This is a genomic window from uncultured Devosia sp. (assembly GCF_913055165.1).
Taxonomy (GTDB): Bacteria; Pseudomonadota; Alphaproteobacteria; order Rhizobiales; family Devosiaceae; genus Devosia.
Window position 1 is genome coordinate 1 of record NZ_CAJXJS010000033.1, and the last position, 26790, is coordinate 26790.

At 62.1% G+C, this 26790-nt stretch carries 24 protein-coding genes; 13 read left to right on the plus strand and 11 right to left on the minus strand.

The genetic code is table 11. The annotated features are described in order from the left end of the window. The 4 genes from QZ564_RS11690 to QZ564_RS11705 all read right to left on the minus strand — a co-directional run. A partial coding sequence (locus QZ564_RS11690) for an EamA family transporter (RefSeq protein ID WP_297109730.1) occupies positions 1 to 560 on the minus strand: 560 nt, incomplete at its 3' end. A 45-nt stretch (positions 561 to 605) separates the two neighbouring features. Beyond that, positions 606 to 1229 (minus strand): NAD(P)H:quinone oxidoreductase, encoded by a 624-nt coding sequence (gene wrbA / locus QZ564_RS11695; RefSeq protein WP_297109733.1) that lies wholly within the window; start codon positions 1227 to 1229, stop codon positions 606 to 608. Between the two features lie 96 nt (positions 1230 to 1325). Beyond that, positions 1326 to 2222, minus strand: coding sequence for a LysR family transcriptional regulator (locus QZ564_RS11700; protein ID WP_297109737.1), 897 nt, complete (start codon positions 2220 to 2222; stop codon positions 1326 to 1328). 113 nt (positions 2223 to 2335) lie between these two features. Next, the gene (locus QZ564_RS11705) at positions 2336 to 3229 is read right to left on the minus strand and encodes a LysR family transcriptional regulator (RefSeq protein ID WP_297109740.1); all 894 of its coding nucleotides are present in this window, start codon (positions 3227 to 3229) and stop codon (positions 2336 to 2338) included. A gap of 108 nt (positions 3230 to 3337) precedes the next feature. Between QZ564_RS11705 and QZ564_RS11710 the strand changes: the two genes are divergently transcribed. From QZ564_RS11710 to QZ564_RS11720, 3 genes are all read left to right on the plus strand, one after another. Then, positions 3338 to 4342 carry an NAD(P)-dependent alcohol dehydrogenase gene (locus QZ564_RS11710; protein WP_297109742.1) on the plus strand — a complete coding sequence of 335 codons (1005 nt, stop codon included), beginning with the start codon at positions 3338 to 3340 and terminating at the stop codon, positions 4340 to 4342. Positions 4343 to 4424: 82 nt separating this feature from the next. Continuing rightward, entirely contained in the window at positions 4425 to 5147 is a 723-nt protein-coding gene (locus QZ564_RS11715) for a DUF4386 domain-containing protein (protein ID WP_297109745.1), read from the plus strand. Between the two features lie 41 nt (positions 5148 to 5188). Continuing rightward, positions 5189 to 5917 (plus strand): DUF4386 domain-containing protein, encoded by a 729-nt coding sequence (locus tag QZ564_RS11720; RefSeq protein ID WP_297109748.1) that lies wholly within the window; start codon positions 5189 to 5191, stop codon positions 5915 to 5917. An 88-nt stretch (positions 5918 to 6005) separates the two neighbouring features. Here the strand turns inward: QZ564_RS11720 and QZ564_RS11725 are convergent, their stop codons facing one another. The 6 genes from QZ564_RS11725 to QZ564_RS11750 all read right to left on the minus strand — a co-directional run bounded on the left by QZ564_RS11725 (position 6006) and on the right by QZ564_RS11750 (position 13448). After that, positions 6006 to 7034 (minus strand): NAD-dependent epimerase/dehydratase family protein, encoded by a 1029-nt coding sequence (locus QZ564_RS11725; RefSeq protein ID WP_297109751.1) that lies wholly within the window; start codon positions 7032 to 7034, stop codon positions 6006 to 6008. Between the two features lie 254 nt (positions 7035 to 7288). After that, complete coding sequence (locus tag QZ564_RS11730; protein ID WP_297109755.1) at positions 7289 to 9850, minus strand: FAD-dependent oxidoreductase; 2562 nt, start codon at positions 9848 to 9850, stop codon at positions 7289 to 7291. Between the two features lie 73 nt (positions 9851 to 9923). Then, positions 9924 to 10808, minus strand: a complete 885-nt coding sequence (gene folD, locus QZ564_RS11735; RefSeq protein WP_297109758.1) for a bifunctional methylenetetrahydrofolate dehydrogenase/methenyltetrahydrofolate cyclohydrolase FolD — start codon at positions 10806 to 10808, stop codon at positions 9924 to 9926. Positions 10809 to 10857: 49 nt separating this feature from the next. Beyond that, entirely contained in the window at positions 10858 to 11715 is an 858-nt protein-coding gene (gene purU / locus QZ564_RS11740; protein WP_297109821.1) for a formyltetrahydrofolate deformylase, read from the minus strand. A gap of 32 nt (positions 11716 to 11747) precedes the next feature. Further along, positions 11748 to 12677 carry an FAD-binding protein gene (locus QZ564_RS11745; protein WP_297109761.1) on the minus strand — a complete coding sequence of 310 codons (930 nt, stop codon included), beginning with the start codon at positions 12675 to 12677 and terminating at the stop codon, positions 11748 to 11750. A gap of 21 nt (positions 12678 to 12698) precedes the next feature. Beyond that, positions 12699 to 13448, minus strand: a complete 750-nt coding sequence (locus tag QZ564_RS11750; RefSeq protein WP_297109764.1) for an electron transfer flavoprotein subunit beta/FixA family protein — start codon at positions 13446 to 13448, stop codon at positions 12699 to 12701. Positions 13449 to 13642: 194 nt separating this feature from the next. On the opposite strand from QZ564_RS11750, the gene QZ564_RS11755 reads away from it, so the two are divergent. The 10 genes from QZ564_RS11755 to QZ564_RS11800 all read left to right on the plus strand — a co-directional run bounded on the left by QZ564_RS11755 (position 13643) and on the right by QZ564_RS11800 (position 25711). Then, positions 13643 to 14677: a GlxA family transcriptional regulator gene (locus QZ564_RS11755; protein WP_297109824.1), complete on the plus strand. Its 1035-nt coding sequence runs from the start codon at positions 13643 to 13645 to the stop codon at positions 14675 to 14677. A 135-nt stretch (positions 14678 to 14812) separates the two neighbouring features. Next, positions 14813 to 16066, plus strand: coding sequence for a sarcosine oxidase subunit beta family protein (locus QZ564_RS11760; protein ID WP_297109767.1), 1254 nt, complete (start codon positions 14813 to 14815; stop codon positions 16064 to 16066). Positions 16067 to 16077: 11 nt separating this feature from the next. After that, positions 16078 to 16377, plus strand: coding sequence for a sarcosine oxidase subunit delta (locus QZ564_RS11765; RefSeq protein WP_297109771.1), 300 nt, complete (start codon positions 16078 to 16080; stop codon positions 16375 to 16377). Continuing rightward, entirely contained in the window at positions 16377 to 19370 is a 2994-nt protein-coding gene (locus QZ564_RS11770; RefSeq protein WP_297109774.1) for a sarcosine oxidase subunit alpha, read from the plus strand. Before QZ564_RS11765 ends, QZ564_RS11770 begins: the two co-directional genes overlap by 1 nt. 13 nt (positions 19371 to 19383) lie before the next feature. After that, positions 19384 to 19941: a sarcosine oxidase subunit gamma family protein gene (locus tag QZ564_RS11775; RefSeq protein ID WP_297109777.1), complete on the plus strand. Its 558-nt coding sequence runs from the start codon at positions 19384 to 19386 to the stop codon at positions 19939 to 19941. 17 nt (positions 19942 to 19958) lie between these two features. Beyond that, complete coding sequence (gene glyA, locus QZ564_RS11780) at positions 19959 to 21227, plus strand: serine hydroxymethyltransferase (protein ID WP_297109780.1); 1269 nt, start codon at positions 19959 to 19961, stop codon at positions 21225 to 21227. A 75-nt stretch (positions 21228 to 21302) separates the two neighbouring features. Further along, the gene (locus tag QZ564_RS11785; protein ID WP_297109783.1) at positions 21303 to 22607 is read left to right on the plus strand and encodes an L-serine ammonia-lyase; all 1305 of its coding nucleotides are present in this window, start codon (positions 21303 to 21305) and stop codon (positions 22605 to 22607) included. 32 nt (positions 22608 to 22639) lie between these two features. Further along, on the plus strand, positions 22640 to 23824 hold the full coding sequence (gene fdhA, locus QZ564_RS11790; protein ID WP_297109785.1) for a formaldehyde dehydrogenase, glutathione-independent: 1185 nt from the start codon (positions 22640 to 22642) through the stop codon (positions 23822 to 23824). Positions 23825 to 23891: 67 nt separating this feature from the next. After that, positions 23892 to 25181, plus strand: a complete 1290-nt coding sequence (locus QZ564_RS11795; RefSeq protein WP_297109787.1) for a folylpolyglutamate synthase/dihydrofolate synthase family protein — start codon at positions 23892 to 23894, stop codon at positions 25179 to 25181. Positions 25182 to 25201: 20 nt separating this feature from the next. Beyond that, positions 25202 to 25711 carry a prolyl-tRNA synthetase associated domain-containing protein gene (locus QZ564_RS11800; protein WP_297109790.1) on the plus strand — a complete coding sequence of 170 codons (510 nt, stop codon included), beginning with the start codon at positions 25202 to 25204 and terminating at the stop codon, positions 25709 to 25711. 27 nt (positions 25712 to 25738) lie between these two features. Here QZ564_RS11800 and QZ564_RS11805 read toward each other — a convergent pair whose 3' ends face one another. Continuing rightward, positions 25739 to 26698, minus strand: coding sequence for a GlxA family transcriptional regulator (locus QZ564_RS11805; RefSeq protein WP_297109794.1), 960 nt, complete (start codon positions 26696 to 26698; stop codon positions 25739 to 25741). Positions 26699 to 26790 lie beyond the last annotated feature (92 nt).

The window sequence follows — 26790 nt, forward strand, 5'->3', positions numbered from 1 at the left end:
AGAAGGACCAGGCCGCCGGCCGTCAACTGCCAGGCCGTGAAGCGCAAAGCGGAGACCGGCGGAGCCCATTTCCGACTAAGCACCGTGCCCGCGGCCATGGATGCCGCCCCTAACACGCCGGCCAGAATGCCTACCGGATCAAGCGCGGCGGTTGGCCCCAGAAGCAGGAGTGCGACCCCGACCACACCGGCGACCGCCGCAACAACAGCGCCGCCCAGAATGGGCGTGCCGAGCCAGGCACGCGCCAACGCGATCACCATAAGCGCCTGGACGGCACCAAGGGTTGCCGCAACGCCGCCTGGCAGCCGCTCTGCGGCGATGAACAGCATGGTCCAGAACAGCCCGAAATTGAGGACACCAAGCACCAGTATCCGGCCAATCAGGGCAAGCGGCGGGACGCTGCGGGTGAGCGCCAGCAGCAGCAGTCCAGCCGGCAGCGCCCGGAGCGCAGCCAGGGTCAGAGGGTGCCCAGCCGGGAGCGCCTCGGTGGTCACAATATATGTGCTGCCCCATACAGCCGGTGCCAGGGCCGTCAGGAGAATATCGGATATCCGTGCCATTTTTGGGTTCCAGTGCCGGATGGTGCAGGATCGGATCAGGACGTCTCAGGCCGCGTCCCGTGCCCAATCCTCCTGTGCGAGCCGCCCTGCAACCCGGGCCACATGAGCGCCCTGGAAGCGGGCACCGGCGAGATCGATCTCGGTAGGATGGAGCGAGCCATCGACGCCAGCGATGGTCCCGGCGCCGTAGGGAGATCCCCCTACAATGCTGTCACGATGCGTTTGCCCCGCGAAGGAATAGGGCAGTCCGACAATGACCATGCCGAAGTGCATGAGCGGAACATGGGTCGACAGGATCGTGGCTTCATGCCCACCATGTTGCGACCCGGTTGAGGCGAAGACCGCGCCGACCTTGCCCACCAGGGCATTGCGCGCCCACAATCCGCCCGCTTGATCCAGAAACTGCTTCACCTGCCCCGCCATCATGCCGAAGCGTGTCGGGGTCCCAAGGATGATGCCATCGTAGCTGGCGAGATCGCCGGGACTGATCAGCAGCGTTTCGTCGACGATGTAGCCGGATTTCTCGCGGACGGTTTCAGGAACGGTCTCAGGAATACGGCGCAGGTCGACAGTCGTCCCGGGGACGCTTTGCGCGCCTTCGGCCTCTGCCTGCGCCAAAGCGCGAACATGGCCATAGCTGGAATAATAGGCGACGAGAATGCGGGTCATTTGAATGCCTCCGGCAAGGTTTGGAATTGCCAGCAACATCCTTGAACCTGGGGCGCCGAGTAATCATCCGGCGCTCAAAACACTGTTCACGCCGCTTCAGGAATAGAGGGCGTTGAGCGCATCCCGAAGATGGGCCACAAAGGCTTTGGCCCTGGGGTCCGATCCCATATGCGAGGCGGTAACGGCAAAGATTTCGGGCGATGGCAGCTCGTATTCGGGCAAGACACGCACAAGACGCCCATCGCGCTCAGGCTCGCGCGATATGAAGTCTGGAAGGGTCCCGATGCCGCAGCCTGCGATCAGCAGGTCGCGCAGGACGACGCTGCTGCCGACCTTGATGCGCGGACGCAGGGTAAGTTTTTTTGGCTCGCCGGGGCCGAGCAGTAGCCATTCGCTCTGATGGCCAGCCAATGTAAATCCGATCACATCGTGACCAGCAATTTCCTCGGGCCTCTCAGGTGTCCCAAAGCGCTCCAGGTAAGTGGGTGAGGCAAAAATGGCCTGCCTGAGCTGTCCCAGGCGCCGAATTATCAGCGACGAGTCGGGCAGGCTGGGCCGAATGCGGATGGATATGTCGAAGCCGCCCTCGATCATATCGAGGATGTGATCGTCCAGCGACAAGGTAACTTCAAGGTCAGGATGGTCCTGCAAGAAGCCAGGAAGCATGGGCGCGATGACCAATTGTCCAAAGGAATGCGGAGCATTGATCTTGAGTTGGCCGCTTAGTGAGCTGGCGTTCGCGCGGATGTCGTTCTCGAGCGCGGTTACGGCTGAGAGAATGGTCACGGCCTGATCGTAATATGCGTGCCCAGCCTCGGTGAGCGACATGCTGCGGGTGGTTCGTGTTACCAGCGTGCAGCCCAGGCTTTTCTCGAGCAGCTTGATCTCTTTGCTGAGCAGGCCGGCAGACACACCGAGATCGTTGGCCGCGCCCACAAAGCTGCCACGCTCCACGATCCGTCGGAAGGCATTCATTACCGAAAGCTTGTCCATATGCGACCTGCAACCTCGAAACCTGCTTTTGCCGACGGTAGCGGGGTTTGCGGGCGGGCAAAAGTTGTTCAGTCTCACCGCGTCACGGCAGTGAGGCCGAAGGTCAGGATGACCTAGATGCCGCCGAGTTCCTCTGCGAGAAAGTCGAACACCATGCGGACTCTCCTTGAGGTATTGAGTTCGCGGTGCGTGGTGAGCCAGATGGGGAATTGAAAGGGTGTGTAGGCACCTTCCAGGGCGCGGACAATGCCGGGCGTGTTTTCGCCGAGAAATTCGGGGACCATGCCAATACCCAGACCGGCTTTGAGCAGTTCCCAGTGGACCAAATGGCTGTCCGCCAGAATGGTCAGATTGCTGCGGTCGATGGGTAGCCCCGCCTCCAGCAGTCCTGCCAGATAGGTATCGGGCGACCACAGGCTGATGAAATCGGCTTGGGCGATCGTTTCCGCAGTCAGCGGCCTGCCAAAGCGTTCGACATAGACCTCCGAAACATAGAGCCGCGCGGCAACGTCCTTGATCTTGCGGGCAATCAGTTCGGGCTGGTCCGGGCGGAAATTGCGGATGGCGATGTCGGCTTCTCTGCGGCGCAGATCAGCGGCGGAATTCTTGGCGATGAGGTCAACCGTCAGGCCGGTCGCGGTGCGGCGCAACTTCTCGATAATGGGGGGTAGCAGATAGGCCGCGTCGATCTCGCTGGCGGTAATGGCGATTGTGCCTTCGAGCGCCTGTGCCCGTCCCGACGCGCCGAGCGAGAGACGCCCTGCTGCCTCGCCCATGGTCCGCACATGCTCGAGTAGCTCCAGGCCGCTGGGGGTGAGTTCGAGACCCCGGCCGGTGCGCTCGAAGAGCACCACGCCCAGTTCTTCCTGCAAGGCCTCGACCTGCCGGCCCAAAGTGGGTTGGGCCATGCCCAATGCGCGGGCCGCGGCCGATAAGGACCCTTCTTCGGCCGTGACCAGAAAGGCCCGGGCACGGTTCCAGTCAAATCTGACAGATCGCCAATCCATGCAAATGTGCATACCGGAATACAGGATTTAGTCAATTCTGCAGAGGGCGTGTCTGCCGTACCTCTTGGCCATCGGCACCGCGATGGTGCATCCAAGAGGAGACGACAGATGAAAGCGGTTATTGCCAATGCCTATGGCGGCCCGGAAGTCCTGGTCATTCAGGAAATCGAACGGCCAGTCGCCAAGGACAATGAGATTCTTGTAAAGATTTATGCCAGTGCCGTGACCCAGGCCGATGTGATGATGCGGACGGGCAAGCCCCTGTTCGGCAGGATTTTCCTGGGGCTGCGCAAGCCCAAGGCCGCGGTGCCTGGCACGGCCTTTGCCGGCAAGGTTGAGGCCGTCGGGCGGAACGTAACCCGGTTTGCGGTCGGTGACGATGTGTTCGGCGAGACGACCATCGGATTTCACGCTCACGCCCAGTTCGTGGCCGTGCCCGAAGACGGGATCATCCAGACCATCCCGATGGCCATGTCCTATGAAGAGGCAGCGCCGGTGACCGATGGCGCGCTCACAGTGCACAATTTCCTGACGCGGCTGGTGACCATCCAGCCGGGCCAAAAGGTGCTGATCAACGGTGCGGCTGGGGGCCTGGGTACCTCCGCGGTGCAACTGGCCAAGCATCTGGGTGCAGAGGTCACGGCGGTCGCCAGCGGCCGCAATGCCGGTTTCCTGCGCGACCTTGGTGCCGATCATGTCATCGACTACACCACAGAGGACTTTACCCGGCGCCGCAGCGCTTATGACGTGATCTTCGATACGGTGGGCAAGGTACCATTCGGCAAGGCCAGACGGGCGCTCACGTCCGACGGCGTCTATCTCTCGCCGGTTCTGGGCCTGGGCCTGTTGTTCCGCATGCTCTGGACCGGGAAATTCGGACGCCGGAAGGCCATGTTCTCGGCCACGGGGCTTTTGCCGCACGCCGAACTCAGCAATCGCCTGACGGAAGTCAAAACCCTGATCGAAGACGGCGCTCTCAAAACCATCATCGACCGGCGCTATGACCTCGACCAGATCGCCGAGGCCCATGAATACGTCCAGAGCGGCCACAAGCGCGGCAATGTCGTGCTCGAAATCGACCACCACGACGTGGCGATCCTGGCAGCCGAGTAATTCTTTCCCCAGCGGCGGCATGTTGAGCCGGCCCGACCGGGCCGAGGATGGATGCCGCTCGCCCAATTCCGAGGATGATCCGATGTCCATTCCGTCCCAAGATGATTTCAACTGGGCCCGCTCGGCCGGACTGGCCTATCTGGCCGTCGCGGTCCTTGCTGGCTTTGCCGAATTTTCCGTTCGCACCGGCATGGTGGTGCAAGGCGACGCTGCGGCCACCATGGCCAACATCGCGGCGAACCAGATGCTCTATGGGCTTGCCGGGATCGCCGATCTTCTGGTGCTGTTGCTCGACGCCTGGCTCGGCCTGGCCTTCTGGATGCTGCTTAAGCCGGTCAACAAGCCTATCGCCTTGCTGGCGCTGTTCCTCAACCTCCTGCGGCTCCCCTGGATGGGCGCCAACGTGGTCTATCACTTCGGTGCGCTGTTGCTGGTCAATGGTGCCCTGCCATCCTTTCCACCCGAGCAGGTGCAGGACCTGGTGGCCCTGCTGCTGGATCTGCACGCCTATGGCTACACCGCCAACGGCATTTTCTTCGGCGCCTGGTGCTTCACCATCGGCTGGCTGTTCTACCGCTCCGGCTTCGTGCCGCGCCTGTTGGGCGTGGTGATGATGCTGGCGCTGGTGGGCTACTGGACCGACCTCTTCGTGGTGTTCGTGCTGCCGGCGTTCGAACCCTCGATCTCCCCCCTGGCCGTCATGCCCGCCGCTCTCGCCGAAATCTCGGTTTGCCTCTGGCTCACCTTCCGCGGCGGCGCCGTGCATCGGGGCTTCCAAAAACAAATCGCAACGCTGGCCGCCTGATCGGCCAGCCCACCCACTTCAGCCCAATGGAGGACAAGATCATGGTCGGACCTGACCTGCAAACCCGTTCCAACAAGAGCATCGCCCGTGTCACGGGCCTCTTCTATCTCGCCATCATCGCCCTGGGCATCTGGAGCGAAATGGCGGTTCGTGAAATGCTGATTGTGCCGTACAACGGCCCGCAAACGCTCGCCAATATCATGGCGTCCGGCGGCCTGTTCTCACTCAGCCTTGTCGCCGATATCGGCATGATCCTGAGCGATATTGCCGTTGGCATCCTTCTCTACCTGCTGTTTCGTCAGGTGGCGCCGCGTGTGGCGCTGGCCGCGATGATCCTGCGCCTGACTCAGGCCATCGTGCTTGCCGCAAACCTCCTGTTCCAGGCGGCCGCGATGGTTCTGCTGCGCGGGGAGCATTTTGCCGAGGCATTCGGCGCCGACAATCTCGCCTGGGCGGTGCAAGCATTGCTCGAATTGCAGGGGCAAGGCTATGACCTTGGCCTGATCTTCTTCGGGATCAATTGCCTGCTGACCGCCTGGCTGATCATGCGCTCGGGCATTGCCCCCCGCCTAGTCGCATTGGGAATTGCCGCATCGGGCCTGGTCTATCTGTCGGGGAGCGGGTTTACCCTACTGACCGGCAACCAGCCGATGGTCATAACCATTGCCTATCTCATACCCCTACTTGCCGAACTAGCGTTCGCGATTTGGCTGGTGTTTGGCGCGAGACTGAGCACCACCCCACGCCACAGCCAAATCGACGTCCATTAACTCGGGCTTGAGTCAAACTGAGCTGCCTCCGGATCTGAGGAAATTGGTCGCCCTCTTCGTGTGCCGGACTAATGAGTCCTGACCTTGGCTAGGTCGCGCTCCGTTCAGCCTGCTGGGTCCAGCTCCGGTGCCATTCGACGAATCTTTGCACGCCTGCTTCAATTGATGTGGCCGGCAGGTAGTCCGTGAGCGCCATAAACAGGCCCGGATCGGCATGGGTGATCTCAACATCGCCCATCTGCATAGGCAGCATATTCAGGATGGCCGGCTTGCCGACTGCGGCTTCGACGACCTTGATGAAGTCCATCAGCTCGATCGGCTGGCCACCCGCAATATTGACCGACCGCCACGGTGCCACCGGCGAAAGTGAATCGAGGCCGTTGTCGAAAGTCACTGGGGCGCCGGTTTTGGGCACGATGCTCATCAGCCGCACCACGCCCTCGATCAAATCGTCAACATAGGTGAAGTCGCGTCGCATTCGGCCTTCCCCATAGACGTCGATGGGTATGCCCCTTTCTATGGCACTGACAAACTTGAACAATGCCATGTCGGGACGCCCCCACGGTCCATAAACCGTGAAGAACCGGAAACAAGTGGTCGGTATTTTGAACAGATGCGCATACGAATGCGACATCGCCTCGCAGGCCTTCTTCGTTGCCGCATAAAGGGAAACGGGGAAGTCGGTACGGCTCACTTCCCGAAATGGCCTATCCGCGTTGCCCCCGTAGACCGATGACGTCGATGCGATCAGCAAATGTTGCGGTGGACACAGCCGCGCCGCCTCCAGCAGATTGGCGGTTCCGACTAGGTTCGACTGAACATAGGTGTCGGGGTGCTCGATGCTGTAGCGCACCCCAGCCTGCGCCGCCAAATGCACAATTATGTTCGGCCTGAAACTGGTAACGGTATCCCGCAAATGGGCGCTGTCCTCGAGCATGCCCTCTACGAACTGGATGCCATCGTAGTTCTGCAACATGGCCCGGCGACGCTCTTTCAGCGCCGGCTCATAGTAGGGGGTCATGCCATCGAACCCCAGCACGCTATGTCCGTCCACAAGCAGACGCTTCGCCAGGTGAAACCCGATGAAGCCGACAGCTCCCGTAACCAGAATTCTCATTCGGCCGCCCTATCTTACCACCATTGGCGCGCAAGCCATCAATCTTGCCATCATCGCGCAGTTTAGCGCTTGGGGAAGGACAGACGAGGCATTTCGTCGTCGCACCAGCATTTTTCCGGCGGGCGAACATGGACGCGAACACCGCATACATTTTCTGGCCTCGACTGGTGAGTACGGTCGGGGTCGCGAGGCGTCCCCGGCCGATCACCGCCAATCATCCGGCAAGCTGGGGCCGCGTGCCGAGGCCAGCCAAGTCAGCTCCTCGGCCGTGCGTTCTCGGGGTCATAGAGCGGCTTGTAGCCGACCCCGGCAACCTCGGCGCGATAGGTTTCGCCGAAATATTCCAGCAAGACCTCCCGGCCCGTCTCGCAATATGACCAGGGCAGATAGGCCAGCGCGATGTTCTTGCCGATGACCGGCCCGTAGACAATAGAGGTGGTGTAGGAGCGGCGGCCCAACTCATCCACCAGCGTCTCGCCAGTAGCCGGATCGAGAACCGGCAAGGTGCCGACCGGGTAGCGGGCGACGCCCTTGCTGTCGACATTCTCGGTCATGACCAGGGTGCACAGCATTGCCGGCTGGTGTTCGCGCTCACGATAGGCCACATGGCTGGCCTTGCCGCAGAAGTCGGCTTCCTTGACCTTGGGGCGGGCCAAATCGGCCTCCAGGAGATTATATTCGGTCAGAAGGTCGGCATTCTGCAGCCGCAGGCTCTTTTCCAGGCGGCGGGAATTGGCATAGGTCTCGACGCCCACGGCAATGACGCCGGTCGAGCGCAGGGCATCCCACACGGCCAGGCCGTCCTCGTAGGCCATATGCAGTTCCCAGCCCTGCTCGCCGACATAGGAAATCCGGAAGGCCGTGACCGACTTGCCCGCGATGGTGATGGGCTTGATCGAGGCAAAGGGGAAATTCTCCGGCGTCAGGATGGATGGATCATCTACCAGCTTGCTGAGGTTCTCCCGGGCATTGGGACCCCAGATGCCGATGGTGATGTACTTTTCCGTCACATCGGTAATGGTGACGTCCAGGTTCCGGTCCTGCGCCACCCGGCGCATATAGTGATAGTCACGTGGCCCGGCATCGGCGCCATTGATCATGCGGATGCGGTCGGCCATGCGGATGACGGTAAAGTCGGCGCGCACCATGCCCTGTTCGTCGAGGAAGTGGGTATAGATGCCCTTGCCGATATTGGCGTCGCCGCCAATCTTGGCCGCACAGAGCCATTCCATCAGATCGACGTGGTCCGGCCCTTCGATGTCGTAGATGGCGAAGTGCGACAGATTGATGATGCCGCAATTCTCGCTCAGCTCGATATGCTCGGCATTGGAAACACGCCAGAAGTGGCGGTTGTCCCATTCATTCTCGCGCACCGGAACGCGATCGGCATATTTTTCCAGCAGGTGCTCATTGGCCGCATAGCCATGGGCACGTTCCCAGCCACCCAACTCCATGAAATAGCCGCCCAGCTCCTTCTCGCGCTCGTAGAAGGGCGAACGGCGGACATTGCGGCCGCCCGAGAAAGGCTCGCGTGGATGTACCGGCGGGTTGTAGATCTTCATCGCCGTTTCGGTGCAGCGTTCCTCGATCCACTTCTCATCGAGCTGGAAGCTGTTGAACCGGGCGAAGTCGATCTTGTTGTGGTCGATGCTGGTGCGGCCATCGGTCATCCAGTCGGCGATGAGCTTGCCCATGCCGGGGCCGTCTTTGACCCAGATGCCCACGGCATACCACAGGCCCCGGACCTTCTGACTTTCGCCCATTGAGGGGCCGCCATCGGTGGTGGTCTGGAGTAGGCCATTGAAGGAATGGCCTTCATTATAGCCGAGCTCTGCCAGGATCGGTGTCAACTCCATGGCGCGTTCGAGCGGTTCCATGACCTGCTCAAGGTCAAGGTCGCGCTGCGACGGCGACAGGCGGGCCTGTTCCTTTTCCAGCAATTCGCGGGGATGGACGAGGCGCGGATTGTGCTCTTCGTAATAGCCCCATTCGATCTGACCGCCTTCGGCGGTCTTGGGATCGCCCGTATCGCGCAGATAGGCAGAATTGCCCTGGTCACGCAGCAGCGGATAGCCGATTTCGACGCCTGTATCGGCAAATTCGGTATAGGGCCCGAAAAAGGTCAGGGGATGGTCGACCGGCATGACCGGCAGGTCTTCGCCCGCCATCTCGGCGATCAACCGGCCCCAAAGGCCGGTACAAACGACCACATAGTCGGCCATGATGGTGCCGCGATCGGTCACCACGCCCTTGATCCGTCCGTCCTCGATGACCAGTGAGCGCGCCGACGTATTGGCGAAGGCCTGCAGCTTCCCAGCCTCGACGGCCTGATCGACGAGCTTACCGGCCACCGTCTGGGAGCGCGGAATGACCAGGCCCGCATCGGGGTCCCACAGTCCGCCCTGAATGAGGCTTTCCTCGACCAGCGGCATTTTCTGCTTGATCTCGGCGGGATCGATCAGCCGCGCCCGTGTGCCGAAGGCCTTGCCCGAGGCGACTTTGCGCTTGATTTCGTCCATGCGGGCATCATCGCCCACTCGCGCCACCTCGATGCCGCCGACGCGGGCGTAGTGGCCCATCTTCTCGAAGAAATCGATGGAATAGAGGGTGGTCCAGGTCGTCAGGAAATCGTGGCTGGTGGTGTAGCAGAAGTCCGAAGCATGGGCGGTCGAGCCGATATCCGTCGGAATGCCGGACTTGTCGATGCCGACAATATCGTCCCAACCCCGTTCGACCAAATGGTGCGCAACCGATGCGCCCACGATGCCGCCCAAGCCCACAATGACCACCCGGGCCTTATTGGGAAACGTTGACATTTCGACTTACTCCACAGTGACGGACGGGATAGTTAGAATAGATGTCGGCCGCGCCGGCGGACCAACCAGGCAGTTACCAGAGCTGGGGGACGGCAAGATTGCGGCGCCTGTAGGCGGCCAGCAGCGTATTGTGCATCAGGCTCATTATGGTCATGGGACCCACCCCGCCGGGAACCGGCGTGATGGCACCGGCAACGGACGAGGCGGAGCCGAATTCGACATCGCCAACCAGTCGCGTCTTGCCATCGCGGATGACCCGGCTCGTGCCCACGTCGATGACCGTTGCGCCCGGCTTGATCCAATCGCCCTTGATCATCTCAGCCTGCCCGACCGCTGCGACGACGATATCGGCCTGCCTCACCTTGGCGGCGAGGTCGCGCGTGCGGGAATGGGCAATGGTCACGGTACAATTTTCGGCCAGGAGAAGCTGGGCCATGGGCTTGCCGACCAGAATGGAGCGACCGACAACCACGGCGTCGAGCCCCGAGAGATTGCCCAGAGCTGAGCGCAGCAGCATCAGGCAGCCCAAGGGCGTGCAGGACACCATCCCCTCCAGACCCGAAACCAGGCGGCCGGCGCTGGATGGATGCAGGCCATCCACATCCTTGGCCGGATCGATGGCCTCGATCACGGCAAGGGAATCGAGATGGGAAGGCAAGGGCAACTGCACCAGAATACCGTCAACGGCGTCGTCGGCATTCAGCTTTGCGATCAGCGCCAGAAGGTCATGCTGGCTGCTATCTTCGGGCAGCACGTGTTCGAAACTGGCCATGCCCAGTTCGCGCGCCATCTTGCCCTTGCTGCGAACATAGACCTCGCTGGCCGGGTCGGAACCGACCAGGACTACGGCAAGGCCCGGCGAACGCCCGGAGTGCTGCTCGAGCGCCGGAATGGCCTGGGCGATGCGTCCGCCCAGGCCGTTGGCATATGCTTTCCCGTCAATGATCTGAGCAGGCATGAAACACCCTGGATTACGATGAAACCGCGACCGCTGATCCGGGCGGTGGTCAGGCAGAGAAGACGACGGTCCGATGGTGATTGAGCATGACGCGGCCCTCGAGATGATATTTGACCGCGCGGGCCAGCACCCTGGATTCGATGTCGCGCCCGGCCGCCACGAAATCGTCGGAGCTCATGGCGTGGCTGACCCGCTCGGTTTCCTGCTCGATAATGGGACCTTCATCGAGATCGGCAGTGACATAGTGTCCGGTCGCGCCGATCAGCTTGACGCCCCGCTCATGAGCCTGATGGTAAGGCTTTGCCCCCTTGAAGCTGGGCAGGAAGGAATGGTGAATATTGATCACCATGCCATAGAGGCGGTTGGACAGGTCATTGGAGAGGACCTGCATATAGCGGGCCAGCACGACCAGCTCGGAGCCGGTCTCCTTGACCAGTTCGACCAACTGTGCTTCGCGCTCGGCCTTGTTCTCCTTGGTCACCGGCCAATAGTAGAACGGGATGTCTTCCTGCTCGGCAGTGCGCCGCGAGTCTTCATGGTTCGAGACGATCGCCGCGACTTCTGCGTTCAGCCAGCCCACCTTGATCTGGTAGAGCAGGTGGAGCAGCGCATGGTCGAACTTTGAGACCATGATGATGATCTTGGGCCGGCGCGACAGATCCTCGAGCTTGAGCTTCATGTCGAAACGATCGACAGAGGGCTTGAAGGCCAGCTCGAAGGTTTCCTTGCTGGTCCCGGCAGGCGCCGCAAAGGCGATGCGGATGAACAGCTGATTGGTCAGGCGGTCGCAGAACTGGTTGGATTCCAGAATATTGGCGCCGCGCGAAGCCAGTGCCGTCGTCAACCCGGCCACGATGCCCGGCTGGTCAAGGCAACTCAGCTTCAGAATGAACTTGTTCTCGCTCATCGAGATGTCTCCACCGGATTGCATCAGCTTGTTCATAGCTGGCGCTCGAGTTCAGGCAGCAGGTCGAAGAGGTCGCCAACCAGCCCGTAGTCGGCCACCTGGAAAATGGGAGCGTCCCCGTCCTTGTTGATGGCGACAATGACCTTGGCGTCCTTCATGCCGGCTAGGTGCTGGATCGCCCCGGAAATGCCGATGGCGATGTAAAGGTCCGGGGCGACGATCTTGCCGGTCTGGCCGACTTGCCAATCATTGGGGGCGTAGCCCGCGTCGACGGCGGCGCGCGAGGCGCCAACGGCGGCACCCAGCTTGTCGGCGATGGGCAGGATGATCTCGCGGAACTTGTCCTGCGAGCCCAAGGCCCGACCCCCGGAAATCACGATCCGTGCCGACCCCAGTTCTGGCCGCTCGCTCCTGGCGATACGGTTCTCGATGAAGGTGGAGAGGCCACGATCCGCGATCGCCGCAACGGACTCGATAGGCGCTGATGCGCCGGTTTCCGCCGCCGCAAAGGCCGCGGTGCGCACGGTAATCACCTTCTTGGCGTCAAGCGCCTGCACGGTTTGCACCGCATTGCCGGCATAGATCGGGCGCTTGAAGGTATCGGGTGACACCACCTCGATGATCTCGGAAACCTGCATCACATCGAGCAGGGCGGCCACGCGCGGCAGGACGTTTTTGCCCGTGGTGGTCGCTGCGGCCATGACCACATCGTAGCCGCCGCCGAGCGAGACGATCAGATCGGCCAGCGGCTCGGCCAGCTGGTGTTCGAGCACGTCGCTGTCAGCCACAAGCACCTTGCGCACACCAGAAAGCTTTGCGGCGGCATCTGCGATAGCCTCGACGCCCTTGCCTGCCACCAGAATGTCGACGTCACCGCCGATCTTGCCGGCGGCGGTCAGGGCCCGCGCGGTCAGTTCGGAGAGCGATACATTGTCGTGATCAGCGAGAAGAAGAATTGCCATGTGTCTGTTCCTTCCTGCTGATCAGATGACGCGGGCTTCGTTGCGCAGCTTGTCGAGCAGTTCAGACACGCTGGACACCTTGATGCCGCCCTTGCGCGCCTCCGGCTCGTCTGTCCTGAGCACTTTCAGGCGCGGTTCGGTGCTGACGCCGTAGTCGGCGGCGGTCTTTTCCTCGAGCGGCTTCTTCTTGGCCTTCATGATATTGGGGAGCGAGGCAAAGCGCGGCTCATTGAGCCGGAGGTCTGCCGTGACAACGGCAGGCAGTGTGACGTTGATCGACTGCAGTCCGCCATCGACCTCGCGCAACACCCTGGCCGTACCGTCGGCCAGCTCGAGCTTGGAAGCGAAGGTGGCCTGCGACCATCCCAGCAGCGCCGACAACATCTGGCCGGTCTGGTTGCAGTCGTCGTCGATCGCCTGCTTGCCCAGAATGACCAGTTGCGGCTGCTCGGCCTCGACAACGCCCTTCAGCAGCTTTGCGACGGTCAGCGGTTCGACACTGTCTTCAACGGTAATGAGGATGGCGCGGTCCGCGCCCATGGCCAACGCCGTTCTCAACGTGTCCTGAGCCTGCGCCGGTCCGATGGACACAACCACGATCTCGTCGACCTTGCCGGCTTCCTTGAGGCGGATGGCCTCCTCGACGGCAATTTCGTCGAAGGGGTTCATCGACATCTTCACATTGGCCAGATCGACGCCCGAGCCATCGGGCTTCACGCGGATCTTGACGTTGAAATCGACCACCCGCTTCACGGGCACCAGAATTTTCATTCTATCCATTCCCCAGTCGCGCGATCAGGCAAACTGTTCAAAGCCGCGACCTCGCCGGGTTGACGAGGTACATTGATCATCGTGGGGGGAGCATTGCGACAGTTTCAAACTCTTGCCAGAATATTTGCGTCAATCATGGATTACCGCTACGACAGAGGTGGCGTATTTGGGGAGGGGCGATGGCCGGCACCACAATGCAACCATCCAGTTTGGGAAACAGGGCGCTTCGAGTACGACCTGCGGGGGTCCGCCTGAGTGTGGGGTTCATTCTGGCCAAGCGTTTCACGCTTTGCGCCTTCGCCAACTTCGTGGATGTATTGAGGCTGGCCGCCGACGAAGGCGACAGAAGCCGGCCAATCATGTGCGATTGGGCGGTTTTGTCGGATACGATGAATGCCGTGCCATCCAGCAGCGGCATCACGGTTCAACCCAATGAACGGCTGGGCGACCCCGGCAGGTTTGACTACATCGTCGTCGTGGGCGGGGTGATGGAGGACGATCTGTCCGGCCTCGGCCAGGCCTATATAGAATACCTGCGGAAAGCGGCGTCGCTGGGCATTCCCCTGGTGGGTGTGTGTACCGGCGGATTTCTGCTGCATCGGGCCGGTCTCATGGATGGCCATCGCTGCTGTGTGAGCTGGTTTCACCATGCCGATTTCCTGGAACAGTTCGACGGCCTCAACCCGGTGTCGGACCAAATCTTCATCGACGACGGTGACCGGCTGACCTGCTCTGGTGGCGCCAGTTCCGCGCATCTGGCGGCCTATCTCGTGGACAAGCATGTCGGGCGCGCCCAGGCCATCAAGAGCCTGCATATCATGATCATCGATGACGCCTTGCGCCCAGAGAAGCCTCAGCCCGGTGTGCCCTTGGACATATCGACGAACGACCCGATGGTCCTGCGGGCGTTGCTTCTGATGCAGCAGCATATCGACAACCCCTTGTCCGTCACCGAACTGGCCCGTCGGATGGGCAACAGCAAGCGCCAGCTGGAGCGGCACTTTCGCGCCGCGCTGGGCGCATCGCCCCAAGCAGCCTTCCTCCAGATACGCCTGGCCTTGGCGCGGCACCTCATTGAAACGACCGATAAGTCGGTTGCCACAGTGGCTGTCGAGTGTGGCTTTTGCGACTCCTCCCATCTGAGCCGAGTTTTCCGGCAGCGCTTCGATTGTACGCCGTATCAGGTTCGGCGGGCGCGACTGGACAATCCAGAAGTCGAGGCCGCCTAGGCGCACTGCGCTCCGGGCTTGTCACGGGTCACCGAAGGACGTGTCGTTATAGTGCGCTTGCTTTGACGCAAACGTCCTGTCCGCGAATACGCAATGTCGCAATGATACCCCAACAACGCGCGTCTGGGGTAAGCGATGACCCGCTTTTCTTTTCCGAATCTGTTGGCGAATGCCCTCACCGGCCACAAGAACTGGAAGCCGCAATGGCCTGATGCTCAGCCCAAGGCCGAGTATGACGTCGTCATTGTCGGTGCCGGCGGGCATGGTCTAGGAGCGGCCTTCTACCTCGCCAAGGAACACGGCATCACCAATGTCGCGGTCATAGACAAGGGCTGGCTGGGTGGCGGCAATACCGGCCGCAACACCACCATCATCCGCTCCAACTACCTCTATGACGAAAGCGCGATGCTCTATGAGCATTCGATGAAGCTGTGGGAAGGGCTGACGCAGGAGCTCAACTACAACGTCATGTTCTCGCAGCGCGGCGTGATGATGCTGGCGCACAATGTACATGACGTGCAGAGCTTCAAGCGCCATGTGCATTCCAACCGACTGAACGGCATCGACAACGAATGGTTGACGCCCGAAGAGGCTAAGGAATTCTGCCCGCCGCTCGATATTTCGCCGGGCGCCCGCTATCCAGTCATGGGCGCGGCCCTGCAGCGGCGCGGTGGCGTCGCGCGCCACGATGCCGTGGCCTGGGGCTATGCCCGCGGTGCGGCCGCCCGCGGTGTCGACATCATTCAGAACTGCCCGGTCACGGCCATTCGCCGCGATCCCTCTGGCAAGGTGATTGGGGTTGAAACCGCCAAAGGCTTCATCAAGGCCAAGAAGGTTGCCGTGTCCGCTGCCGGCAATACCTCGGTGGTCATGGATTCGGCGGGCGTCCGCCTGCCGCTTGAAAGCTATCCGCTCCAGGCGCTGGTTTCCGAGCCCGTCAAGCCGATCTTCCCATGCGTGGTCATGTCCAACACCGTGCATGCCTATATTTCGCAGTCGGACAAAGGCGAATTGGTCATCGGCTCGGGCACCGATCAATATGTGTCCTATAGCCAGCGCGGCGGCCTGCCGCTGATCGAGCATACGGTCGCGGCGATCTGCGAAATCTTCCCCATTTTCACGCGCATGCGCATGCTGCGCAAATGGGGCGGCATCGTCGATGTGACGCCTGACCGCTCGCCCATTCTGGGCAAGACACCGGTTCCCGGTCTCTACATCAATTGCGGCTGGGGCACGGGTGGTTTCAAGGCCACGCCAGGTTCGGCACATGTCTTTGCCCATACCATCGCCCGGGACGAGCCCCACCCCATCAACGCGCCCTTCACGCTGGAGCGGTTCACCACCGGCCGGCTGATCGACGAAGCGGCCGCTGCCGCCGTCGCCCACTGAGGAGACAAGCCATGCTTCTCATTCACTGCCCTTATTGCGACGCCACCCGTCCGGAAGTCGAGTTTGCCTATGGCGGCCAGGCCCATATTGCCCGGCCCCTCGACCCCTCATCGACCACCGATGAGCAATGGCGCGACCATCTGTACATCCGGGTCAATCCCCGCGGCATTCATGCCGAACGTTGGCGGCACATCCATGGATGCGGCCGCTTCTTCAACGCCATCCGCGACACGGTGAGCGACAAGTTCGTCACCACCTACAAGGCGGGCGAACCGCGCCCCGAATTGACCGAGAAGGAGGGGGCTCGCTGATGGCCGACTTCCGTATCCCCGGCGCGGGTCGCGTCAACCACGGCAAGCCCGTTCAGTTCACCTTCAACGGCAAGACCATCACCGGTCTTGAAGGCGACACGGTTGCGTCCGCCCTTCTCGCCAATGGCGTCCACCTCGTCGGCCGTTCCTTCAAATATCACCGGCCGCGCGGCATCCTTTCGGCCGGGTCGGAAGAGCCCAATGCGCTGCTCGGCGTTGACCATGGTCCGGCCAGGGTCGAACCGAATAACCGTGCCACGGTTGTTGAAGTCACCCAGGGCCTCAAGACCATCAGCCAGAACCATTGGCCATCGTTGGAGCGCGACATCGGCGCCATCAACGACGTCCTCTATATGCTGTTCACGGCGGGCTTCTACTACAAGACCTTCATGTGGCCGAAGTCCTTCTGGAACAAGGTCTATGAGCCGATCATCCGCGGCACGGCGGGGCTGGGAAAGCCGCCGGTTGAACCCGATCCAGATACCTATTCGAGCCGCTTTGCTCATTGCGACGTGCTGGTGGTGGGCTCGGGGCCAGCCGGTCTCGCCGCCGCACTGGCAGCGGGCCGGAGCGGCGCCAAGGTCTTTCTGGTCGACGAGCAGACCGAACTTGGCGGCAGCCTCTTGTCCGAAACCGATGCCAGCATCAACGGCATGAGCGGCTGGGCGTGGCTGAAGGCGAGCGTGGATGAACTGGCCGGCATGGACAATGTCACCCTGCTGCCGCGCACCACCGCCATCGGTTACTACCATCAGAACTTCGTTGGCCTCTGTCAGCGCATTACCGATCATCTTTCTTCGGCTCCCCAAGGCGCACCGCGCGAGCGGATGTGGAAGATCCGGGCCAAGCAGGTCGTGCTGGCGCAAGGCGCCATCGAAAAGCCGCTGGTGTTTGACGGCAATGACCGTCCCGGCGTCATGCTGGCCAGCGCAGCGCGCACCTATCTCAACCGTTACGGCGTCAAGGTCGGCAATAGCCCGGTCGTGGTGACGTCTCATGACAGCGCCTGGCTGGCGGCCTTCGATCTGGCGCGTGCCGGCGTCAAGGTCCAGGCCATCATTGATGTCCGCAAGGCCGTGCCCACGGACCTCAAGGCCACTGCGGAGAGCCTCGGCATCGAAGTGCTGGCGGGCTGGACCGTGACAGGTACCAAGGGCCGCCTTCGTGTATCCTCGGTCCGCGCAAAGCCGATCGACGGGGGGTCCGAGCAGGCGCGCGAATTTGCCTGCGACGCCCTGCTTATGGGCGGCGGCTGGACCCCCAGCCTGCATCTGTTCTCGCATACGCAGGGCAAATTGGAATGGCGCGAGGATGCCCAGACGTTCCTGCCCGCCAAGCATGTCGAAAGCAGCCGCTGCGCTGGCGCCGGCAATGGCGAGTTCGGACTGGCCAATGCGCTGCAACAGGGCGCCGCGGCCGGGCAGGCCGCGGCAGCCGATGCCGGATTTTCCGGCAGCGGTGCCAGCTATGAAATTGCCGGTGAGATCGCCCTGGGCGGCACCACGCTGCGCGAACTGCCCACCGACCGGAACACGGCCACGGCCAAGGCTTTTGTCGACTTCCAGAACGATGTGACCGCCAAGGATATCCGCCTGGCCGTGCGCGAAGGCTTCAAGTCGATCGAACACGTCAAGCGCTACACCACCACCGGCATGGCCACGGACCAGGGCAAGACCTCCAACATCAATGGCCTGCTGATTGCATCCGATGCAGTGCAACGGCCTGCACCGCAGGTTGGCCTCACCACCTTCCGGCCGCCTTATACGCCGACCACCTTTGGGGCCTTTGCCGGGTACAATCGTGGCCGTCTGTTTGACGTGACGCGCAAGACGCCCATCGATAGCTGGGCGGAAGAACAGGGTGCTGTCTTCGAGCCGGTCTCCCTGTGGCGGCGCGCCTGGTATTTCCCCAAGCCTGGCGAGGACATGCATGCCGCCGTTGCCCGCGAATGCAAGGCAACCCGCGACTCCCTGGGCATTTTTGACGCCTCCACGCTCGGCAAGATCGAGATCGTGGGGCCAGATGCGGCCGAGTTCCTCAATCGCATGTACACCAACCCCTGGACCAAGCTGCAGCCCGGCCGGACGCGCTATGGCGTGCTGCTCGGGGAAGATGGCTTCATTCGCGACGACGGTGTGATCGGGCGCCTCTCGACCGATCGCTTCCATGTGACCACGACCACCGGTGGCGCGGCCCGCGTGCTCAACATGATGGAAGACTACCTTCAGACCGAATTCCCCGATCTCAAGGTGTGGCTGACCTCCACCACCGAACAGTGGGCGGTGATTGCGGTCAACGGACCCAATTCCCGCAATCTGATTGCGCCGCTGGTTGAAGGCATCGACCTGTCCGAAGAGGCCTTCCCGCACATGTCCATCGCGGAAGGCAAGATTGCGGGCGTGCCGACCCGGCTGTTCCGCATGAGCTTTACCGGTGAGCGCGGCTATGAAATCAACGTGCCGGCCCGATACGGCCGCGCCATCTGGGAAAAGCTGATGGCCGAAGGCCAGCGCTATGGCATCACGCCCTACGGCACTGAGACCATGCACGTGCTGCGCGCCGAAAAAGGCTACATCATCGTTGGCCAGGACACTGATGGAACCCTGACCCCTGACGATGCCGGGCTCGGCTGGGCCATCGGCAAGGCCAAGCCCGACTTTGTCGGCAAGCGTTCCCTCAGTCGCCCGGACATGCTCAAGACCGATCGCAAGCAATTGGTGGGCCTGCTCACCGAAGACCCCAAGACCGTGCTGGAAGAGGGTGCACAGATCGTGCTCGACCCGAACCAGGCCGTGCCGATGAAGATGGTTGGCCATGTCACCTCCTCCTATTGGAGCGTGGCGCTCAACCGGTCCATTGCGCTCGCCGTGATTGAAGGCGGCAATGGCCGAATGGGCGAGACGGTGCATATTCCGATGCCCTCCGGCACCCTGCGCGCCAAGGTCACTGGAACCGTCTTCTACGACCCCGAAAACACGCGTCTGAGCGCCTGAGGAGGCCGATGAAATGAGACAGGAAGAGCATCCCCTTATCGGTCGCAGCCTGGATATGCCCCATGCTCCGGCCACTATTCGGCCCGTCGAAGACGCCGCGCGTTTCAACCTGCGGATTAGCCCGGACAATTTGGCCGAAGCCTCCGCCGCCTGGGGCGCAATTCTGCCGGCAAGGATCGGCGAACTGGCATCCTCGCCCGGCCGCCTGGCAGCCTGCATCGGTCCAGACGAGTGGTTCTTGATAGCCCCTCTCGAAGAGCAGGGCGCCATCGAGGCAGCCTTCTCGGCCTTGTACGCCAAGACCATCCATAGCCTTGTCGATGTCGGGCACCGCGAGGTCGGCATCGCCATCGAGGGGCCAGCTGCGGCCGACGTGCTGCAGTCCTGCATCGCCTTCGAAGTGGGGGCCATGGCTATGAACGAGGCCCGCCGCACCATCATCGACCGTGTGCCGATCATTCTGTTCCGGGAAGCCCAGGAGCGCTTCCGGATCGAAGTCTGGCACTCGTTCTCAGATCACGTCTGGCACCTGCTTGCCGGCATCTGTCGCGAATATGAACTGGGCGTCTGACGCCGCAGGGAGAGATCATGCTTCACACCAAGACACCGGGCGGCCTGACTGATCTTGCCGTCGCCGCCGCCATCGAGCGGGAACTGGGTCGCCAGCAGAACCAGATCGAGCTCATTGCCTCGGAGAACATCGTCTCCACCAATGTCCTGCTCGCCCAGGGCTCGGTGCTGACCAACAAATATGCCGAAGGCTATCCCGGCAAACGCTATTACGGCGGTTGCGAGTTCGTCGACGAGGTCGAGACCATTGCCATCGAACGGGCCAAGGAACTGTTTGGCGCCGCCTATGCCAATGTCCAGCCGCATTCGGGCGCGCAGGCCAACCAGGCCGTCTACTTCGCCCTGCTTCAGCCTGGCGACCGCATCATGGGCATGTCCCTCGCCCATGGCGGCCATCTGACCCACGGCTCGCCGGTGACCATGTCGGGCAAGTGGTTCGAGGTCTCGAGCTATCAGGTGCGCGAAGACAACCAGCTGATCGACTATGATCAGGTTCGTGCCGTCGCGCTCGAAACGCGTCCCAAGCTGATCGTTGCCGGTGCTTCGGCCTATCCGCGCGTCATCGACTTTGCCTTTTTCCGGAAGGTTGCCGACGAGGTTGGCGCCTATTTGATGGTGGATATGGCCCACTACGCCGGTCTGGTGGCTGCGGGAGTCTATCCCGATCCGATGCCGCATGCCCATGTCGTCACCACGACCACGCACAAGACCCTGCGCGGTCCGCGCGGCGGCATGATCCTGACCAATGACGAAGCCCTGGCCAAAAAGTTCAACTCGGCCGTGTTCCCGGGCAATCAGGGCGGCCCGCTGATGCATGTCATCGCCGCCAAGGCCGTCGCCTTCGGGGAAGCCCTCGAACCTGGTTTCAAGATCTACGCGCAGGACGTCGCGGCCAATGCCAAGGCCCTGGCCGAAACGCTGATGGCCGGCGGACTCAACATCGTCTCGGGCGGCACCGACTGCCACATGGTGCTGGTCGATCTGCGTCCCAAGGGTGTCAAGGGCCGGGATGCCGAGCATGCGCTGGAACGGGCGGGTCTGACCTGCAACAAGAACGCCATTCCTTTCGATCCGGAAAAGCCCGCCATCACCTCGGGCGTGCGCCTGGGCACCTCGGCCGGTACTACACGCGGTTTCGGAGAGGCCGAGTTCGTGCGCATTGGCGAACTGATCCTCAAGGTCATCGACGCCCTTGCAGCAGCCGGGCCGGATGGCGATGCCGAGGTTGAAAAGCAGGTCCTGGCCGAGGTGCAGGACATCTGCACCAGGTTCCCGATCTACCAGTGAGTTCCAGGCAGCGATGAAACCACGCCCGGGCGCGCGGTGCGCCCGGTATTTCCCCAACAGGACGAGTCCGAACCCGTGTTTCTAAGCGTCTTTGATGTCTTCAAGATCGGGATCGGCCCCTCCTCGTCGCACACCATGGGGCCGATGACGGCCGCCGTAAGCTTCCTGCACCTGCTTCAGCAGTCCCCTTTGGGGCAACGGGCCGCGCGGCTGCGGGTCACATTGCATGGGTCTCTTGCATTTACCGGCAAGGGACACGCCACGGATCGCGCAGTGGCGCTGGGCCTGCTCGGCTGTTTGCCTGCCGAACTGGACGTGAACGCTGCCGAAGAGCAGCTGCTGGCGCTGCAAACCTGTCACAAACTTTGCCCAGCGGGTCTGCCGCCCCTGACCTTCGATCCGGCCAGCGACATTGTGTTCGACTATGGCCCGCCTTTGCCGGGCCACGCCAATGGCCTCGTCTTTTCGGCGCTCGACGCTGCGGGTAAAAAGCTGATCGAGGAGACTTACTATTCGATTGGTGGCGGTTTCGTAGTCACCGCGGCGGAGCGTGAGCATCCTTTGGCGGCGGTTGGGCACGAAGCCATATCCTGGCCATATCCATTCAACAGCGCTGCCAGCATGTTGCAGATGGCCAGGCAAAGCGGGCTTTCCATCGCCGCGATGAAGCGGGAAAACGAGGCCCAGTTGCGCGGCCCAGCCGATGTCGCATCCGGGGTCACCCGGATCTGGTCGGTGATGAATGCCTGCATCGACCGTGGATTGAGGCGCGAGGGCGACCTGCCGGGCGGGCTGCGGGTGCGCCGCCGCGCCCATCGCATCTACAATCAATTGCTGGCCGAACGGCAGACAAATTCGGGCCAGCCGCATACCGGATCGGACTGGCTCAGCGTCTATGCCATGGCCGTCAACGAAGAAAATGCCGCTGGTGGCCAGGTTGTGACCGCGCCAACCAATGGTGCTGCGGGGGTCGTGCCGTCCGTCCTGCGCTACTACCTCGACCATTGCCACGGTGCCGATCCAGCAAAGGTTTCCGATTTCCTTTTGACCGCCGCCGCAATGGCCGCGGCAGGACTATGTGCCGTGCTGGGCGGCACGCCCGAACAGGTTGAAAACGCTGCAGAGATCGCGCTCGAACACCATCTGGGCATGACCTGCGATCCGGTTGCCGGTCTCGTGCAGGTGCCCTGCATCGAGCGCAATGGGATTGGTGCGACAAAGGCTGTCGCTGCCGCCTCGCTGGCGCTGCGCGGGGACGGCTCGCATTTCATGCCGCTCGACAACTGCATCAAGGCCATGCGGCAGACCGGCGAAGAGATGAATACCAAATTCAAGGAAACCAGTCTGGGAGGGCTGGCAGTCAACCTGCCCGAGTGTTGATGCGGGGCAGGCATTTCAAGGAGGAGAAGACAATGAGCAGCAATCGTGGCGTGGTCTATGTTGGGCCGGGCAAGGTCGAAGTACGCAATATCGAGGATGCCAAGCTGGCCGCCCCCGACGGACGGCGCATCGACCATGGCGTCATCCTTAAGGTGATTTCGACCAATATCTGTGGGTCCGACCAGCATATGGTGCGCGGCCGGACCACGGCGGAGCCGGGGCTGGTGCTGGGTCACGAAATCACCGGACAGGTGATCGAGAAGGGCCGCGACGTCGAAATGATCGAGGTCGGCGATATCGTCTCGGTACCCTTCAACGTCGCCTGTGGCCGCTGCCGTTGCTGCAAGTCGCAGGACACCGGGGTTTGCCTCACGGTCAATCCGGCCCGCGCCGGCGGTGCCTATGGCTATGTCGACATGGGCGGCTGGATCGGCGGGCAGGCCCGTTATGTCACCGTGCCCTATGCCGATTTCAACCTGCTCAAATTCCCCGACCGCGATCGAGCCATGAGCAAGATCCGCGATCTCACCATGCTCTCCGACATCCTGCCGACTGGCTTTCACGGCGCGGTCAAGGCCGGGGTCGGCGTCGGCTCGACGGTCTATGTGGCCGGTGCTGGTCCGGTTGGTCTGGCGGCGGCTGCATCGGCACGCATCCTTGGCGCCGCCGTGGTCATGATTGGTGATTTCAACAAGGATCGCCTGGCCCATGCCAGCAAGATGGGCTTCACGGCAATCGACCTGTCCCAGCACGACCGTCTGGGCGAGATGATCGCCGACGTCACCGGCTCCGATGAAGTCGACAGCGCCATCGACGCCGTGGGCTTTGAAGCGCGCGGCCATGCCGGCGGTGAACAGCCAGCCATTGTGCTGAACCAGATGATGGAGATCACCCGCGCGGCCGGATCGATCGGCATTCCGGGGCTCTATGTCACCGAGGATCCCGGCGCCGTGGACAATGCCGCCAAGCAGGGCAGCCTGTCGCTGCGTTTCGGCCTGGGCTGGGCCAAGGCACAGTCCTTCCACACCGGCCAGACACCGGTGCTCAAGTATAATCGCCAGCTCATGCAGGCCATCCTGCATGACCGTCTGCCGATTGCCGACATCGTCAATGCCAGGATCATCCCGCTGGACGACGCGGCCCAAGGCTATGAGACCTTTGATCAGGGTGCGGCAGTCAAATTTGTCCTCGATCCGCATGGCGAATTGGCCGCCTGATCTGACCAGGACCAAATAGCAGCATCGCCTCCGGCCCCAACCGGAGGCGGTGCCCCGGAGTTCTCCCTTGTCCCGCACCGACGCGATCCTCAAACGCCTGTCCGGCCTGCATCCCAAGCTGATCGATCTCAGCCTGGATCGCATACTGCCTCTGCTGGATCGTCTAGGCCGACCGCAAGACCGCTTGCCGCCGGTCATCCACGTCGCTGGCACCAATGGCAAGGGTTCGACCATCGCCTATCTGCGCGCCTTCCTCGAAGCGACAGGAGCCCGGGTTCATGTTTATACCTCGCCTCATCTTGTCCGGTTCAACGAGCGCATCCGCCTGGCGGGAAAGCTGGTTTCCACCCGTCGCCTCAATGCAGCGCTTCGGGAGGTCGAGGCGCTTAATGCCGGGGCGGGCATAACGCTCTTCGAGATCACCACCGCTGCCGCGTTCAAGCTCTTTGCCGAGACACGCGCGGATTTCCTGCTGCTCGAAACCGGCCTGGGCGGACGCTTCGATACCACTAATGTGGTCGACAAGCCGCTGGGCACGATCATCACGCCGATCGACTTTGACCATCAGGAATATCTCGGCCGATCGCTTCGCGAGATTGCCGACGCCAAGGCGGGCATTCTCAAGCGCGGTGCACCTGCCGTCATCGGGCTGCAGCTACCGGAGGCGCGCGATGTGATCTCCGCCGCTGCCGCGCAACTGCAGGTCGTGCCGATCTGGCAGGGTCTGGAATTTTCCGGGCGGGCAGAGCACAGCAAGCTGCATTACACTGATGGGGCGGGGACCCGGCAATTTCCCGGCCCCGCTCTGGTCGGCACCCACCAGTTCGACAACGCGACCCTGGCGATCGCGGCAATCCGGCATTTCGGGCTGCCGGTAGATGACGTCGCCATTGCCGCGGGCCTGCGAACCGTCCGCTGGCCTGCCAGGATGCAGCCTCTCACCCAGGGACGATTGCGCGCCTCGCTCCCTGAAGGGCACGAACTTTGGCTGGATGGTGGTCACAATGCCCATGGGGCGGCGGCGATTGCCGCGAGCCTTGCTGCTCTGCCCCCGCGCGATCTCGTCCTGATCATGGGCATGATGAATACCCGCGACCCGGTGGCGTTTCTCGAATTCTTCCAGCCACTCAAGCCCCGGGCGGTGTTGACATTGTCCATCCCCGGCGAGAGCAATGCGCATGATGCAGAGACTTTGGCCTGCCTGGCTCGCGGGGCCGGCCACAACGCGATCGCCTGCCGCAATCTGAGCGCGGCCATGGCGCTGGCTGCTCCGACGGCCAATGCCCGCGTGCTGATCTGTGGATCCCTCTACCTGTCTGGCCGCGCTCTGCGCGAAAACGGAACACTGCCAGACTGAACACCCCAAAAGGAACCAAAATGACGACCGACGCCCGTGCCGCACTCGACAGCCTGTTCACCGAACTCGGCATTGTTCCCGTCAGCATAAAGCACCCGCCGGTGCACACCGTGGAAGAGGCACTGCCCTATTGGAGCGCGCTTGAGGGCGTCCACACCAAGAACCTGCTCCTCAAGGGTGCCAAGGGCGGCCTCTGGCTGATTTGCGTTCCGACCGATCGCCGGCTGGATCTCAAGGCCCTTGCCGCCCATGTCGGCGCCAAGAAGTTCTCCTTTGCCAGTGCCGAGGCGCTGATGGAGGCGCTTCACGTGGTACAGGGTTCGGTCAGTCCATTGGCGCTGATCAACGACAAGGACCATGCGGTACAACTGGTGCTGGCCGCCGACATGATGGCCATGCCGCGCATCACCGTACATCCCATGATGAACACCGAGACGGTGTCCCTGACCAGCCAGGAACTGCTCAAGTTTCTCGCCGCGACCGGGCATCGCCCCGAGATCGTGAACTTCGATACCCTGGGTGCCGCGTAAGAACGGTTACGGCCTCGAGAATTCAGCCTAAATCGCGGCCTTTCGCTCTTGGCTGGGCGAATGGCCGAAATGGTCGAGATAGCTCTGCGAGAAATAGGATGCGGAATTGAAGCCGCTTGCCATGGCCACGTCCAGAATTGGCATGCGGGTCTGGCGCAGCAGATGGCGGGCATATTCGAGCCGGATCTTGAGGTAGTATCGATTGGGCGGAATGCCCAAATGCTTGAGGAACATCCGTTCAAGCTGCCGCGACGAAACGGCAATGCTGCGGGCACACTCCTCCACGGCAAGGGGCCGGCCCACGGACCGCTCCATCAATGAGATCACCCGGAGGAGCTTGGGGTCGGCAACGCCCAGGCGCGTACGCATATCCATGCGCTGGCGTTCACTGGCTTCCCGGATTCGATGGAGAATAAGCTGGTCCGTCACGGCACTGGCGACGCCATCGCCGTGGTCACGCTTGATCAGCGAGAGCATCATGTCCGCCGCTGCAATTCCGCCAGCGCAGGTGAACCGGTCGCGATCGATCTCAAACAGGTCTTCGCCGACATCAAGATCGGGAAAATCGGCGCGCAGACCAGGTCGGTTTTCCCAATGAATAGTGCAGCGGTAGCCATCGAGCAGACCGGCCTTGGCCAGAACATAGGCGCCCGTGCACACGGCCCCCGGTGCCGCGCCAAACTTGACCAGCCGGCGCGTCGCGGCAAGCAGGTCGCGGTGATCCAGTTGCTGCACGTTGACGCCTGAGCAGATCACAACGGCGTCCATCTTCTGCGCGTCCCGGAACGAGCGGTCGACGCTCACGCGCACGCCGTTCGAGGCCTCTGCGCTACCCCCGCTCTGGGAGTAGAGGTGCCACTCGTAGAGCTTGCGACGGGCAACGCGGTTGGCCAGGCGGAGCGGTTCGAGTGCGGCCGAAAAGGCTATCATGGAGAACTGGTCGGTTAGCATGAAGCCGAAGACTTCGGGCTCGGAACGAATTGTCATGGGGCACCGACAAACAAATTGTCGGAATTCCTAAATTAGCCGTCGTTCGGCATCAAGACAGTCGTTCAAAAAGCAGGAAAGCATGGCCCTGC